Origin of the sequence: Allobosea sp., assembly GCF_036675845.1 — a bacterium.
Lineage (GTDB): Bacteria > Pseudomonadota > Alphaproteobacteria > Rhizobiales > Beijerinckiaceae > Allobosea.
The window spans coordinates 15365-28796 of the sequence record NZ_JAKFED010000045.1 but is presented as its reverse complement, the minus strand read 5'-3'; the positions used below and the strand labels follow the sequence as shown (position 1 = coordinate 28796).

Annotated in this window: 15 protein-coding genes; 1 reads left to right on the top strand and 14 read right to left on the bottom strand. The window is 68.7% G+C overall.

Going from position 1 to position 13432, the window contains the following annotated elements; all coding sequences use genetic code 11:
- The 4 genes from V6M56_RS04585 to V6M56_RS04570 all read right to left on the bottom strand — a co-directional run.
- The coding region (locus tag V6M56_RS04585; protein ID WP_332681664.1) for an NAD(P)-binding domain-containing protein at window positions 1-245 on the bottom strand (245 nt) is incomplete at its 3' end.
- A gap of 51 nt (window positions 246-296) precedes the next feature.
- Window positions 297-1307: a transketolase family protein gene (locus V6M56_RS04580; protein ID WP_332681663.1), complete on the bottom strand. Its 1011-nt coding sequence runs from the start codon at window positions 1305-1307 to the stop codon at window positions 297-299.
- Complete coding sequence (locus V6M56_RS04575) at window positions 1304-2146, bottom strand: transketolase (protein ID WP_332681662.1); 843 nt, start codon at window positions 2144-2146, stop codon at window positions 1304-1306. Before V6M56_RS04575 ends, V6M56_RS04580 begins: the two co-directional genes overlap by 4 nt.
- Before the next feature lie 31 nt (window positions 2147-2177).
- On the bottom strand, window positions 2178-2930 hold the full coding sequence (locus tag V6M56_RS04570) for an SDR family NAD(P)-dependent oxidoreductase (protein WP_332681661.1): 753 nt from the start codon (window positions 2928-2930) through the stop codon (window positions 2178-2180).
- Window positions 2931-3069: 139 nt separating this feature from the next.
- On the opposite strand from V6M56_RS04570, the gene V6M56_RS04565 reads away from it, so the two are divergent.
- On the top strand, window positions 3070-3957 hold the full coding sequence (locus tag V6M56_RS04565) for a LysR substrate-binding domain-containing protein (protein WP_332681659.1): 888 nt from the start codon (window positions 3070-3072) through the stop codon (window positions 3955-3957).
- A 110-nt stretch (window positions 3958-4067) separates the two neighbouring features.
- Here the strand turns inward: V6M56_RS04565 and V6M56_RS04560 are convergent, their stop codons facing one another.
- The 10 genes from V6M56_RS04560 to V6M56_RS04515 all read right to left on the bottom strand — a co-directional run bounded on the left by V6M56_RS04560 (window position 4068) and on the right by V6M56_RS04515 (window position 13430).
- The gene (locus V6M56_RS04560; RefSeq protein ID WP_332681657.1) at window positions 4068-4799 is read right to left on the bottom strand and encodes an aspartate/glutamate racemase family protein; all 732 of its coding nucleotides are present in this window, start codon (window positions 4797-4799) and stop codon (window positions 4068-4070) included.
- Window positions 4796-5947, bottom strand: a complete 1152-nt coding sequence (locus tag V6M56_RS04555; protein WP_332681656.1) for a saccharopine dehydrogenase family protein — start codon at window positions 5945-5947, stop codon at window positions 4796-4798. Before V6M56_RS04555 ends, V6M56_RS04560 begins: the two co-directional genes overlap by 4 nt.
- Window positions 5940-6719, bottom strand: a complete 780-nt coding sequence (locus V6M56_RS04550) for an amino acid ABC transporter ATP-binding protein (protein ID WP_332681654.1) — start codon at window positions 6717-6719, stop codon at window positions 5940-5942. The genes V6M56_RS04555 and V6M56_RS04550 overlap by 8 nt, the downstream gene beginning before the upstream one ends.
- Before the next feature lie 13 nt (window positions 6720-6732).
- A complete protein-coding gene (locus V6M56_RS04545) occupies window positions 6733-7395 on the bottom strand; it encodes an amino acid ABC transporter permease (protein WP_332681652.1) in 663 nt (220 codons plus the stop codon).
- Between the two features lie 48 nt (window positions 7396-7443).
- Window positions 7444-8271, bottom strand: a complete 828-nt coding sequence (locus V6M56_RS04540; protein WP_332681651.1) for a transporter substrate-binding domain-containing protein — start codon at window positions 8269-8271, stop codon at window positions 7444-7446.
- Window positions 8272-8396: 125 nt separating this feature from the next.
- On the bottom strand, window positions 8397-9305 hold the full coding sequence (gene dapA, locus V6M56_RS04535) for a 4-hydroxy-tetrahydrodipicolinate synthase (protein WP_332681650.1): 909 nt from the start codon (window positions 9303-9305) through the stop codon (window positions 8397-8399).
- A 20-nt stretch (window positions 9306-9325) separates the two neighbouring features.
- Window positions 9326-10729: an aldehyde dehydrogenase family protein gene (locus V6M56_RS04530; RefSeq protein WP_332681648.1), complete on the bottom strand. Its 1404-nt coding sequence runs from the start codon at window positions 10727-10729 to the stop codon at window positions 9326-9328.
- Between the two features lie 4 nt (window positions 10730-10733).
- Window positions 10734-12020 carry an FAD-dependent oxidoreductase gene (locus V6M56_RS04525; protein ID WP_332681647.1) on the bottom strand — a complete coding sequence of 429 codons (1287 nt, stop codon included), beginning with the start codon at window positions 12018-12020 and terminating at the stop codon, window positions 10734-10736.
- Complete coding sequence (locus V6M56_RS04520) at window positions 12013-12276, bottom strand: 2Fe-2S iron-sulfur cluster-binding protein (protein WP_332681646.1); 264 nt, start codon at window positions 12274-12276, stop codon at window positions 12013-12015. The genes V6M56_RS04525 and V6M56_RS04520 overlap by 8 nt, the downstream gene beginning before the upstream one ends.
- Entirely contained in the window at window positions 12273-13430 is a 1158-nt protein-coding gene (locus tag V6M56_RS04515) for an NAD(P)/FAD-dependent oxidoreductase (protein WP_332681644.1), read from the bottom strand. Before V6M56_RS04515 ends, V6M56_RS04520 begins: the two co-directional genes overlap by 4 nt.
- Window positions 13431-13432 lie beyond the last annotated feature (2 nt).

Genomic DNA, 13432 nt, shown 5'->3' with positions numbered 1-13432 from the left:
GCCAGCGCGGCCCGGCCGAACAGGATATCCTCGGCCTGCGCGGCATTGACGACCATGAGCACGGCGGCATCCCGGCCGGAGAATGCCTCCGTGAGCGAGCCGGCGGCCCGGCCTCCCGCTGCCTCCAGGGCCCCGCGGGCCTCGGCACGCAGGTCGAAGCCCGTCACGGCAAACCCGGCCTTGCCCAGGTTGATCGCCATGGGCAGGCCCATCGAGCCGAGTCCTACGAAGCCGATCGTCGTCATCATACCTCCCCGTCGCGAGCTCCTCTTGGCGGGAGCCGCAGCGTGCTCAGGCTATTTCAGCCAGCCCTTGACCCTGTTGCAGAGGGCGTCCGTCGAGATGCCGTAGCGGTCGTGCAGCGTCGGCAGTGCGCCTGCGGCGAGGAACTCGTCCGGCAGGCCGATCATGCGGAAGGCCGGATGCACGCCCTCGCGCATCAGCAGGCCGGCGACAGCTTCGCCGAGCCCGCCATTGACCGTGTGGTTCTCGGCCACGACGACAAGCCGGCCCGGCTTGGCGCAACATTGCAGGATCGTTTGCGCATCGAGCGGCTTGATCGTCGGCACGTGCAGCACGCCGACATCGATGCGGTCCTTCTCGAGCGCCTTCGCGGCTTCGAGCGCCCGCATCGTCATGATGCCGGAGGAGATGAACAGGACCTCGTAGCCGTCGCGCAGGAGCTTGGCCTTGCCGAGCTCGAAGCTGTAGCCGTACTCGTCGAGCACGAGCGGCACCTGCCCGCGCAGGAGGCGCATGTAGACCGGCCCCTTGTGCCGCGCCATGGCGGGCACGACCTGCGCGATCTCGTGCGCATCGCAGGGGTCGATCACCACCATGTTTGGCATGGCGCGGAAGAGCGCCAGATCCTCGGTCGCCTGGTGCGACGGCCCGTAGCCCGAGGTCAGGCCCGGCAGCGCGCAGACGATCTTCACATTGCGGTCTTCCTCCGCGATCGTCTGGTGGATGAAGTCGTAGGCGCGGCGCGAGGCGAAGACGGCATAGGTCGTCGCGAAGGGCGTGAAGCCCTCCGCCGCCAGCCCGGAGGCGGCGCCGAAGAGGAGCTGCTCGGCCATGCCCATCTGGTAATGCCGATCGGGAAAGGCCTGCGCGAAGATGTGCAGGTCGGTGTATTTGCCGAGATCGGCCGTCATGCCGAGGATCGAGGGGTCCTGCTTCGCCAGCTCGACCAGGGCATGGCCGAACGGAGCAGGCTTCGTCCGCTGCCCGTCGCCTGCGATCGAGGCGATCATCGCCGAGGTGGTCAGGCGCGGCTTGCCGGAGTCGGTTTTGCCGGCGGGCTTCATGACGGTCTCCTCTCGTCGAGCGCCGCGAGCGCGAGCTGCCATTCATGGGCTTCGACCCGGATGAAGTGGTTCTTCTCGCGCGCCTCGAGAAAGGGCACGCCCTTGCCCATCAGCGTGTCGGCGATGATCATGCTGGGCCGGCCCGCCTGAGCCCTGGCGGCGTCGAAGGCGGCGCAGACGGCCGCGAGATCGTTGCCGTCGACGCGCTGGGTGAACCAGCCGAAGGCTTGAAGCTTCTCCACCAGCGGCTCGAAACCCATGACCTTGGTCGAAGGCCCGTCGGCCTGCTGGTTGTTGACGTCGACGACGGCGATCAGGTTGTCGAGCTTGTAATGGGCGGCGGACATGATCGCCTCCCAGACCGAGCCCTCGTCCAGCTCGCCGTCGGAGAACAGGGTGTAGACGCGGGCGTCGGAGCCCTTGCGCTTGAGGCCGAGGCATTTGCCGACCGCGATCGACAGGCCCAAACCCAGCGAACCGCCGGACATCTCCATGCCGGGCGTGTAGCTCGCCATGCCCGACATCGGCAGGCGGCTTTCATCCGTGCCATAGGTCTCGAGCTCGTCCTCGGGAATGATCCCGGCCTCGATCAGCGCCGCGTAGAGCGCGATCGCGTAATGGCCGTTCGAGAGCAGGAAGCGGTCGCGCCCCTCCCAGTCCGGATCATCAGGCCGGTAGCGCATGGCGTGGAAATAGGCGACGGCGAGGACATCGGCGATGTCGAGGGCCTGCGCGATATAGCCCTGGCCCTGGACCTCGCCCATCAGGATGGCATGACGGCGAATGTTCCAGGCGCGGCGTTCGAGCGAGACGTTGTGGCCGAGTGGGGCGGTGCTCATGGGGCGATGCTCTTGGGGCGATGCTCTTGGCTCAACCGTGGATCAGCATGCCGCCATTGACGTCGATGACGGCGCCGGTGACGTAGGCGGAGAGGTCGGAGGCGAGGAACAGGTAGATGCCCGCCACGTCGCTGGCGTCGCCGAGCCGGCCGAGCGGAATGCCCTTGACGATGTCCTTGCGCATCTCGTCGGTCAGCTTGCCGCCGGTGATGTCGGTCTGGATCAGGCCCGGGGTCACGCAGTTGACGCGGATCCCGTCGGGGCCGAACTCGCGCGCCATCGCCTTGGCGAGGCCGAGCACGCCAGCCTTGGCGGAGGAATAATGCGGCCCGCCGAAGATGCCGCCGCCGCGTTGCGCCGAGACGGAGGACATGCAGGCGATCGCGCCCTGCTTCCGTGCCTGCATATGCGGGATGAAGACCTGGCTCAGGAACAGCACGCCCTTGCAGTTGATGTCCTGGACCCGGTCCCAGCTCGCCTCGTCGATCTCCAGCGTCTTCACCGGCTGGGTGACGCCGGCATTGTTGATCAGGATATCGAGATGGCCGAAGTCCGCGATGACCTGGTCCGCCGCCTTCTGGCAGGACGCCTTGTCGGCGACGTCGCAGCCAAGGCCGATATGCTGCGGGCCGAGAGCGGCAGCCTCCTGCCTCGCGGCCGCTTCGTCGATGTCGAGGATGGCGATGCGAGCGCCATGGGCGGCGAACAGCCTGGCCGTAGCGAGGCCGATGCCGCGCGCGCTGGCCGCGCCCGAAATCGCGGCGGTCTTGTTCTGCAGGAGCATTCCATCCCTCGATCGGTGAATTCTTGTTGCCTGAGGGTGGCTCATGCTTAGGGGCATGAAAAACGCAAAAATTGCGCTACAGCATGAACTGTATTCATCTTATGCCCGCCAGGGCTCAGGCGCACCCGAGAGGACAGTCATGCGACGCTTGCCGCTTTCCGCGCTCCAGGCTTTCGAGGCGGCAGCCCGGACGGGCTCCTTCCGCGCCGCCGGCGAGGAGCTCGGGATTTCCCCGAGCGCGATCAGCCACGCGGTCCGCAAGCTCGAAATCCTGATGGGCGCTGCCCTGTTCGAAAGGCAGAGCCGCGCCGTCCATCTCAACGTCGCGGGCGAAGCGCTGCTGCGCCATGTGGCGGCGGGATTCGACGAGATGCGGCAAGGCATCGAGACCGTCGGCGCGCGCGCCGGCAACCTCCTGCGGCTGCATTGTGCGCCGTCGATGGCGGCGCAATGGCTCCTGCCGCGCCTGCGCGATCTTCTCGCCAAGCAACCCGGGCTCGAAGTGCGGCTGGCAGCGGGGGTCGACTACCCGCGGTTCGAGCATGACGAGTTCGATGCCGACATCTGCTACGGGCCGCCACGGCAGGAGGGGCTGATCGTCATTCCGCTCGGCGAGGAAACCGTGACCCCGCTCTGCGCGCCCGAATTGGCTGCGCGGATCAACTCACCCAAGGACCTCCTCGGCGCGAAGCTGATCGAAAGCGACAACAAGCGGGTGCGCTGGACCAGCTGGTTCGGTGCCAACGACATCAGCCCGCCGGCGCCGCGTGGCTCGCGTTTCGACCGCTCGTTCATGGCGATCGCCGCCGCCGTCGATGGGCTCGGGATCGCGCTGGAATCGACCAGGCTGGCCGAGCGCGAGATCGAATCCGGCCAACTCGTCGCCCCGCTCGCCGGGCGGGCGCAGGATGTGCGCTATGTCGGGCACTACCTTGTCTTCCCGCGCGTGGCCAAGGCCCGCCGCTCGGTGCGGATGTTCGCGCAATGGCTGACACAGGAACTGGGCGTATCTGAGCCAAAGCTCTAGGTGTGTAGTCCCTTGGAGTGACGGCCCATCATTGATCCTGAATCGTCAGGAGGAGGATGCCCTATGGCAAGCGTTCTTCACGGCAGCGCCCGAACGTCAGGGCGGAGGGTTCAGCCCCTGGGATAGGAGGGCGGCATCAGACTGCGAGCGAACCAGTCGACGAAGCCGATGATGTCGAAGACCGGGCGGCCGGTCGCCCTGGCGATGGCGGCAGAATGCGGTGGCAGGTTGGTGCATTCGCACAGGATCGCGCCGATATTCGGATGCTTCTCGACCAGTGCCCGGGCGGCTGCGACCACCTCCTGCTCGAGAACGGCGAAATCGGACACGCCGCCCTGCGCGCCATAGACCCGCCGGAAAAGACTATCGGGCGCGAGCCCCTCGATTGGCGTATCAGGACGCACGCCGACGGCGGCGAGATGGCGCTGGCTCAACGCCTCCGGCGCGAAGGTCAGGATGCCGACCTGCTGCCCGGCCGGCAGCATCGCCTCGATCAGCGGTGCCTGCAGCAGGCTGCTCGTCGCGACCGGTACCGGCAGCGCCGCGGCCAGTTCCTTCTGCAGCAAGGCCAGGAAGCCGCAGCTCGTGGTGATGCCGCGCGCCCCGCAGGCGACGAGGTCGAGCGCCGCCGCGATGAAGGGCTGCAGGAAATCGCCGGGCCGCCCATGCACGATCGCGGCCGGATCGGCGCCGCGCACGACCCGGAACTGCACGGGCGTGGACCAGCTCCGGGCATTGCCGATATCGCCCGGCAGGCGACGGAAATGCGTGTCGAGCATCAGGATGCCGATGCCGAGATCGGCGACGGTGCCGGCCTGCTGCGTCATCACGGGGCCGCTCATGAGGCCGCACTCCTGTCGATCTTCTGGTCCATCCCGGCCACCCCGCTTTCGAAGAACCAGGACAGGAAGCGGTTTTGGCTCAACTCGGAGAACGGGATGTCCTCCTGCAGGCACAGGCCGGCCTCGCCGATCACGCCGCAGCGGAGCAGGTCGAGAACCGCCGCGACATGGGCGGCCGCGGTCCGCCGCATCGCGCTGACATTCCTGCCGCCGATCGGCGCCGAGACGACCTCGCGCGTGAACCGCTCCTCGACGGTGCTGCCCCTCGCGGAGGATGTGGCGGTAACCGAGATCAGGAGCCGATCATCGACGATCTCGGGCAGCGCATTGAGGAACAGGTTGCGCAACAGGTCGACCCGGCCGCGCAGCTTCAGGTCGTCGAGCAGGAAGCGCATATAGTCGAGATGGCCGGGATAGCGGATCGTCCGCGAGGTCAGCCGCTCGACCCGTCCTTCCAGTCGCGCGCACAGGCTCGCGGGGATGTTGCCGGAAATGAAGACCTCGTAGTCGCGCTCGCCAAGGCGCAGCTGTTCGAGCTCGCTCAGCGCGGCCAGGCTGGTGCGCCGGCCCGCGACCAGTGCCGTCGAAGGCTGGGTGTATTCGCGCAGCAGGGCATCGACGTCCCAGGTCAGCCCGTAGCCGAAGCGATTGCCCGGCTGGCGCGGCAGCGTGCCGATGCGCACGTCGACCTCGGGCGCACCCCCGACCCGGGAGACCAGATCCAGCACGAGCTGCGAAACCAGCCCCGGGGAGATGCCGCATTGCGGGATGAAGCATCCGGCCGCCGCCCGGGCTTCATGCCGCACGGCCTCGAGCCCGGCAGTGTCGTCGCTGAGGTCGAGATAGTGGACGCCGTTGCGGCGCGCCGCCGCGGCAACCGTCGGCGTCGCCGAGGATGGCAGCGCCGCGACCACCGCCTGGGCCTCCGCCAGGAGCCTGTCGATCTGCGCGGCGTTGCCGGGATCGACCTCGGCCAGCGGCAGGCCGAGTTCCTCCATGCGCCGGCGCGCCGGCTCGGTCGGGTCGACGACCACGACCTCGAACTCGGCCGTCTGCTTCAGCAGCAGGGCGAGCGCCGAGCCGACCCGGCCGCCGCCGACGATGACGACCCGGAAGGGCCGGCCGCCATGCTGGGCCCGGTCAACCATGGAAGCGCGCGAGGAACGCCTTCAGGCGGTCATTGTCCGGATGCCTCAGCATGGTTTCCGGCAGGCCCTGGGCGGCGATGCGGCCGTTCTCCATGAACACCACCCGGTCGGAGACATCCGCGGCGAACGAGATCTCGTGGGTGACGATGACCATGGTCATGCCCTGGTCGGCGAGGTCGCGCACCACGCCCAGCACCTCCCCGACGAGCTCCGGATCGAGCGCGCTGGTGACCTCGTCGAGCAACAAGGCGTCCGGCTGCATGGCGAGCGCCCGGGCGATGGCGACACGCTGCTTCTGGCCGCCGGACAACTGCTCCGGCCGGGCATCGCGCTTCTCGGCGAGGCCGACCTTGGCGATGTAGTCCATCGCGATCTCGACCGCTTCGCTGCGCGGCTTGCGCTGCACGACGATCGGCCCTTCGATGATGTTCTCGAGCACGCTCATATGCGGGAACAGGTTGAAGTGCTGGAACACCATGCCGACATGGCGGCGCAATTCGCCCTGCCCGAGCAGATCGCCATGGCCGCGATGCTTCGGACCGACGCGGCGATTGCGGAAGACGATCTCGCCGGCATCCGGCGTCTCCAGCATGTTCATGCAACGGATGAAGGTCGACTTGCCCGAGCCCGAAGGGCCGATGATCGAGACGACCTCGCCTGCCTTGAGCGCCAGGTCGATGCCGTGCAGGACCGTCAGCGCGCCGAAGCATTTGGTGATGCCGCGCGCCTCGAGGACGATGTCCGAAGGGGCCGGCGAAGAAACGGTTGTCATGGGGCGCTCTCGCTCATTGGCCGTGGCGCATGCGGCGCTCGATGAAATCGGCGAACTTCATCATCGGGAAGAGGATGACGAAGTAGAGGATCGCGACGACGGTGTAGGATTCCAGCGGCCGATAGGTCTGCCCGTTGACGATGCTGGCCATGTAGGTCAGGTCGGCCACCGAGATCACCGAGATCAGCGAGGTGTTCTTGAACTGCGTGACCGACTGGTTGATGAAGGCCGGCATCATCCGCCGGATCGCCTGCGGCAGGACGATGCGCCGCATGACCTGCCAGCCCGACATGCCGATCGCCGCTCCCGCCTCGGACTGGCCCTTGTCGATCGAGACGATGCCGCCGCGGAAGACCTCGGCATAGAAGGCCGCCGCATAGAGCGAGAGCGTCATCAGCGCCGCCGCCCAGTTGGGCATGTCGAAGCCGAGCAGCAGCGGCAGCGCATAGTAGATCCAGAGGAGCTGGACGAGCAGCGGCGTGCAGCGGAACAGCTCCTGGAAGCCCTGTGCAAGCCAGTTCAGCGGCCCGATGCCCGAGAGCCTGGCAAAGCAGACCGCGAGGCCGAGGACCAGGCCGATGGCGATCGAGCCCGCCGTGTAGAGGACCGTGATCCACGCCCCCCACAGGAAGAGATCGCTGGCCTGGATGATCGGGGCGAAGCTCCAAGTATACATGTCTTGCTAGCCTTCCATGAGAGCGGCCCTTGCGGGCCGCTCTATGCTTCAACCACCGAAGCCGAAGCCTTCCGGCATGTCGTCGAGCGTGATGCCGAACGGCGCCAGGCTGTTGACGATCCAGGTCTGGTTGTTGCCGATGCGGCGATTGTATTCCGCCCAGGCGGAGATGAAGGCGCGCCATTTCTCGTCGCCCTTCCAGCTGAGGGCGACGACCGAAGGCGTCGAGAGAACCGGGCTCGGGACCATCACCTTGCCGATGCCATTGGCCTTCTTGCTCATCACCAGCCCGTTGAGCATGGTGTTGACGAGGCCGTCGGCCTTGCCGCTGACGACGGCGATGATCGCCTCGTCGCGCGACTTGAAGCGCAGCATCTTGGCCTTGGGCAGGTATTGCTGGGCGATCAGGTCCTGCGACGAGCCGAGATCGACCGCGAACGTGTATTTCGCATCGTTGAGCTCGGCCCAGCTCAGCTTCGAGAGCTCGGGCTTCGGCGAGACGATGACGAAGCTGTTGAAATAGGTCGGCGCCGAGAAGGCGACGGACATGGCACGCTGCGGCGTCGCCGTCACGCCGAGCGCGAGATCGACCTTGCCGCTCTGCACGTCGAGGATCGAGTTCGGCCAGCTCGACTCGACGACTTCCAGCTTGACGCCGAGCGTCTTGGCGATGTCGCGGGCCATCTCGACGGCGAAGCCGCGCCATTCGCCGGTACGCGGATCCTTGTTGAAATAAGGGTCCTCATTGATGATGCCCGGGATGCGCAGCACGCCGCGCGAACGCACGGCCTCGATGCTGTCCTCTGCCTGGGCCGGCGACTGAAGCGCCGCCAGGCCCAGGCCGGCAGCAAAAAACGCACTGATGATCTTCTTCACGACAGATGTCCTCCGTTCCCTTGCCGATGATCTTCGGTCTTGCCCCGGCGACCCGGGTTGCGAGGAGCCTAAGCAAGGCACCTCTGCAAACAATGCGAGAGTAGGTCGCTGGCCTACCGGTTTTCTTATAGGTTCCGAGCCGTTTCGAAGGCCGACAGACTAGCCTCCAATGCCTTCAGGTTCTCCGGCCGCAGCGGCGCCAGCGGCGCGCGCACCTCGGCCGCGATGGCGCCGCCTCGTGCCAGCGCGGCCTTCACCGGCACCGGATTGCTCTCGATGAAGAGATTGCCGATCACCTCGAACAGGGCCTCGTGGATGCGGCGCGCCTCACGCGCTTCGCCCTTCGCCCAGGCGCCGCACAGCGCGACGATCTCGCGCGGCAACAGGTTGGACGCGACGCTGGTCACGCCATCGGCGCCGACCGCCAGGAAAGGCAGGGTCAGGCCGTCATCGCCGGAATGGATGACAAAATCCTCGCCGAGCGCCCGCCGCAGCTCCGTGATCCGCTCGGTCCTGCCGCCGGCTTCCTTGATCCCGACGACATGCGGATAGGCCTGCGCCAGCCGGGCGGCCGTCGCCGGGGCGATCTCGACACCGGTCCGCCCCGGCACGCTGTAGAGCATGATCGGGATGTCGACCGCATCGGCGACCGCCGAGAAGTGCGCGAACAGACCATCCTGCGACGGCTTGTTGTAGTAGGGCGTGACGACGAGGATGCCGTCGGCGCCGAGAGCCCGGGCGCGCTGCGCCTTGCGCACGGCGAGACTGGTCGCGTTCGAGCCGGTGCCGGCCATGACGAAGGCGCGGCCCTTCGCCTTGGCGACGGCGATGCTGATGACCTCGTCCGCCTCCTCCTCGGACAAGGTCGCCGCCTCGCCGGTGGTGCCCACCGGCACCAGGCCGGCGACGCCGGCCGCGAGCTGGGCCGCGATCAGGCGCTCGAAGGCCGGGACGTCGATCGCGCCGTCGCGGAAGGGCGTGACAAGGGCGGTGAAGACGCCGGACAGGCGCCGGCGAAGCTCTGAATCGATCATGGCTTTCTCTTCCATCCAAATCAGTCGATGACGACCTTGGTCTCGCTCATCTCGCGCAGGGTCATGTGGATGCCCTCGCGGCCGAGCCCGCTGGACTTGATGCCGCCGAACGGCACGTTCTCGGCGCGGAAGTCCGGGCCTTCGTTGATCATCACGCCGCCGACGCGCAGCTCGCGGGAGAAGCGCTTGAGCAGGGCGTGGTCATTGCTGAAGACACCGGCCTGCAGGCCGTAGGGGCCGTCGCTGACCTCGCCGATCACCTGCTGCGGATCACTGAAGCGGCGAACCGCCAGGACCGGCCCGAAGGTCTCGGTACGAACCAGCTCGGCTTCGGCCGGAACGTCGTCGAGCAGGGTCGGCGCGAACACGGTGCCCCGGCGCCGGCCTCCCGCGACGATTCTGGCTCCCTGCGCGACGGCGAGCTTCACCCGCCTTTCGACTTCGGCTGCGGCCGGCTCGTCGATGACGGTGCCCATCACGGTTGCGGAATCGGCCGGGTCACCGGTGCGGACGTCGCCGATCCGCGCCTCGATGCGCTCGATCATGGTCTCCCGGATCGCCTCGTGCAGATAGAGCCGCTTGACGGCGGCGCAGCTCTGACCGGCGATCTCGAAGCGATGCCCGATCGCCGTCTCGGCGGCGCGGTCGAGATCGGCATCCGGCATCACGATCAGCGGGTCGTTGCCGCCGAGCTCCATCAGGCAGCGGACGAGGCCGGAAGCGTTCTTCAGCGCCAGCCCGGCGGCCGGCCCGCCGGTGAAGCTCAGCAGGTCGATGTCGCCGCTGGCGATCATGGCGGCGACCTCGGCCCCGCCATGGACCACGCTGAACAACCCCTGCGGGAAGCCGGCCCTGGCCGCGAGCTCGCCAAGACGCTCGGCGGCGAGGGGGGCTTTCGGCGAGGGCTTGGCGACGATCGCATTGCCCGCGGCGATCGCCGGGCCGAGCTTGTGGCAGAGCAGGTTGAGCGGATAGTTGAACGGCGTGATCGCGCCGACGACGCCTGCCGGCTCATAGGTGATCGCCGCGAGCTTGCTCGGCGCGCCCGCGACGATCGCCGTCGGCAGCACTTCGCCATGCAGCACGGTAATCGCATCGCCGCTCAGGCGCAGCGTGTTCTGGGCGCGACGGACCTCGTTGCGCGCCTCCGTGATCGTCTTGCCGACTTCGGCGCAGATGATCCTCGCCATCTCCTGCGCATCCTCGGCGAGCAGCTCGGCGAGGCGATGGAGCAGCGCCTTGCGCTCGGCCGGCGTGCTGAAGCGGAACGACCGCCAGGCCTTGCGGGCGGCGCGCAGGGCATCGGCCACCGCGACCTCGTCGGCGAACCGGACCTGGCCGACGCTGGCCCCCGAGAACGGGTTGAAGACGTCGATCGTCGGCCGGGCGCTGCTTCTGAAGGATTTTGCGAGAGTGCCATTCACGGCTCTATGACTCCGTTTCATCTGTCGAGAACTTGGCGAGGGCAGCGACGGAAACCGGCCGCAGCGGCCAGCGCGGCGGGCTGGAAAGCGGCAAGGGCTCGCCCCGCAGCTCCGCGATCATCGGGCCGCAGAAGCGGCCCTGGCAGACGCCGAGCCCGAAGCGGCCCATCAGCCGGATTTCCCTTGCCGAGGCATCGGCCGGCAGCGCCGCGAAATCGGCATAGCGGCGTCCCTCGCAGCGGCAGAGCAGCGTCTCGGGCGACGGCAATGCGGCCGGGCTGTGCAAGGCGTCGGAAAGGGCGAGCTGGAAGTCTCTCGCCTTGCTCAGGCGGGCCTCGAGCAACGCGACAGGCGCGGCCCGGCCGAGGCTCGCAAGGACCGCGGCCGCGGCCCGCCGGCCATCGAGAATGGCGGCATCGGCACCGAGGATCTCGCGGCCATCGCCGGCGTGGAAGACGGGGATATTCGCTTCCGGAGCCGGCAAGGGGATGCCGGCGCGGTTCGGCTCCAGCCCGTCATGGATCAGCAGATGGCGCGCCTGCAGCAGTCTGTCGGAGCCCCCGATCCGCATGCGGATCTCGAGCCCCTCGCCGGTTTCCCGGACGCTCAGGACCTCGCTGCCGGCATGATAGGGCACGGCCTTCGCGGCGAGTGCCGCCGCATAGGAAATCGCCTCGCCGAGCTGCGGCCCGGCCGTCATCAGGCGCGCCAGGGCCCGTGGGCTGCGCCAGGGCCGGCCGCGCTCCAGCACCGCCAGCGGCGGATTGCCGGCCCGGGCGAGCTGCGCCGAGACGGCGAGCAGCAGCGGGCCGCTGCCGGCAACGACGATCGCGCCTTCGGGTGGCTGGCCCGTTTCCTTGAGCAGCACCTGGGCGCCGCCGGCGCTCATCACGCCGGGCAGTTCCCAGCCTTCGAACGGACGGATCCTTTCGACCGCACCGACCGCGACGACCGCAGCCCGGACCGGGCGCGCGAAGACGCGGCCGGCCACGCGATCATCGAAAAGGAAGCGCCCCTCGCCATCGACGCCGAGGAAGACGGTCGAGGTCCGCAGCTCGATGCGACCGGCCGCACGCTCGACGCGTTCGGCGAGCTCGGCCCAGTTGCGCTGGTGTCGCGCCGGCCCCTTCCAGACCTGCCTCGCACCCGCGACGGGCTGGCGATGGATCGCACCCCCCAGCCGGTCGCGCTGCTCGACGACCAGGACCCGCAACCCGGCTTCCGCCATGGTCACGGCGGCAGCGGCACCCGCGGGCCCGCCTCCGACGACGAGAACCGGCAGGTCAGTCATGGCGCAGTCCAAGGCCGGGCTGGGGGCCGAGGCGCAGGCCCGCACGCGCCGGCGTCAGGCAGGCTTCGACAGGCCCCTCGCCCGCAACGGCGACGACACAGGCCTGGCAGGCACCGATGCCGCAGAACACCCGCGCGCGCGCGGCGCCGCGGTCGGGACCGAGGTCGGCAATGCCGGCGCGCAGCAGCGCCGCGGCGATGGTCTCACCCGGTCGGAAGGAAACGGGCCGGTCGATCCAGTAGAAGCACGGATTCATGCCAGGGCCTCGGCTCTGGCGAAACGCCGCGGCGCGAGCAGGGACAGATCGATGCCCGGCGCCTCGCCGAGGATCATGCGGGCCGCGCTGGCGCCCATGAACGGACCGAGGCAGATGCCGTCGCCCTCGAAGCCGGTGGCGATCATGACCCCTTTCAGATGCGGATGCGGCCCGACGATCGGCAGGCCATCGCATGAGGCGGTCCGGACGCCGGCGAAGGTCCGCAGGACGCGGCGCTCGCGCAGGGGCGGATAGAGATCGAGCGCATCGCGCAGGATCGCAGCGACCGTCCTGGCATCCGTGGCCTGATCGGCGCAGTGGTCCTCGCGGCTGCCGCCGATCAGGAACTGGCCGGTGACCAGCGGGTCGATGACGAGGCCGATATGGGCGTTGTCGCGGACGATGCCGCGCTTGGCAGCGAGATAGGACGCGGCCATCAGGTGGCCGTCGATGGCCGGACGGCCGGCGCTGGCGCGGTCGGTGACGATCATCTGCCCCTTGCGCGGGATCAGGATGTCGCCGAGCGCCAGCAATCCGGCGGAGCCGATCCCGGCTGCGACGAGCACGGCGTCGGCCGGCACCATCTCGCCCCGGATCGCGACCCCGACGGCCTGCCCGGCACGCATGACGATTTCGGAGACGGGCGCGTTGCGCCGAACCGTGACGCTGCTCCTCTGCAGCAGGCGCTCGGTGACCTCGTAGCCGAGCGCGTGCCCGTCATCGGGGATTTCGAGAGCGAAGCAGACGCCGTCGCCGAGGCCGGGAATGCGGCTCAGCAGGGCCGGCCGGTCGACGTCGAGCACGCGCTCGCCGGCGGCGGCAAGGTCGGCGCCGTGCTGGGCGACCAGTTCGGCCTCGAGCGCGGTGCGCGCGACGAGGAAGGTCGAGCGGCGGTGGAACAGTCCGCGGAGCAGCCCGTCGGTTTCGCATTGGCCGTAGAAGGCGCGGGCATGGCGGGCGAGGTCCATCATCGGGCCTGGCCGCTTGCTCGCGACCGAGACGGCGCCATCGGAAGCGCCGGTCGCGCCCGCGGCCGGACCGGATGCATCGAGCAGCGTCACCCGCGCCCCGGCCGCCGCCAGGAAATGTGCGGCAGCGGCGCCGACGATGCCGGCGCCGACCACGGCGACATGAATGGATGGGGAGCGGGCCATGC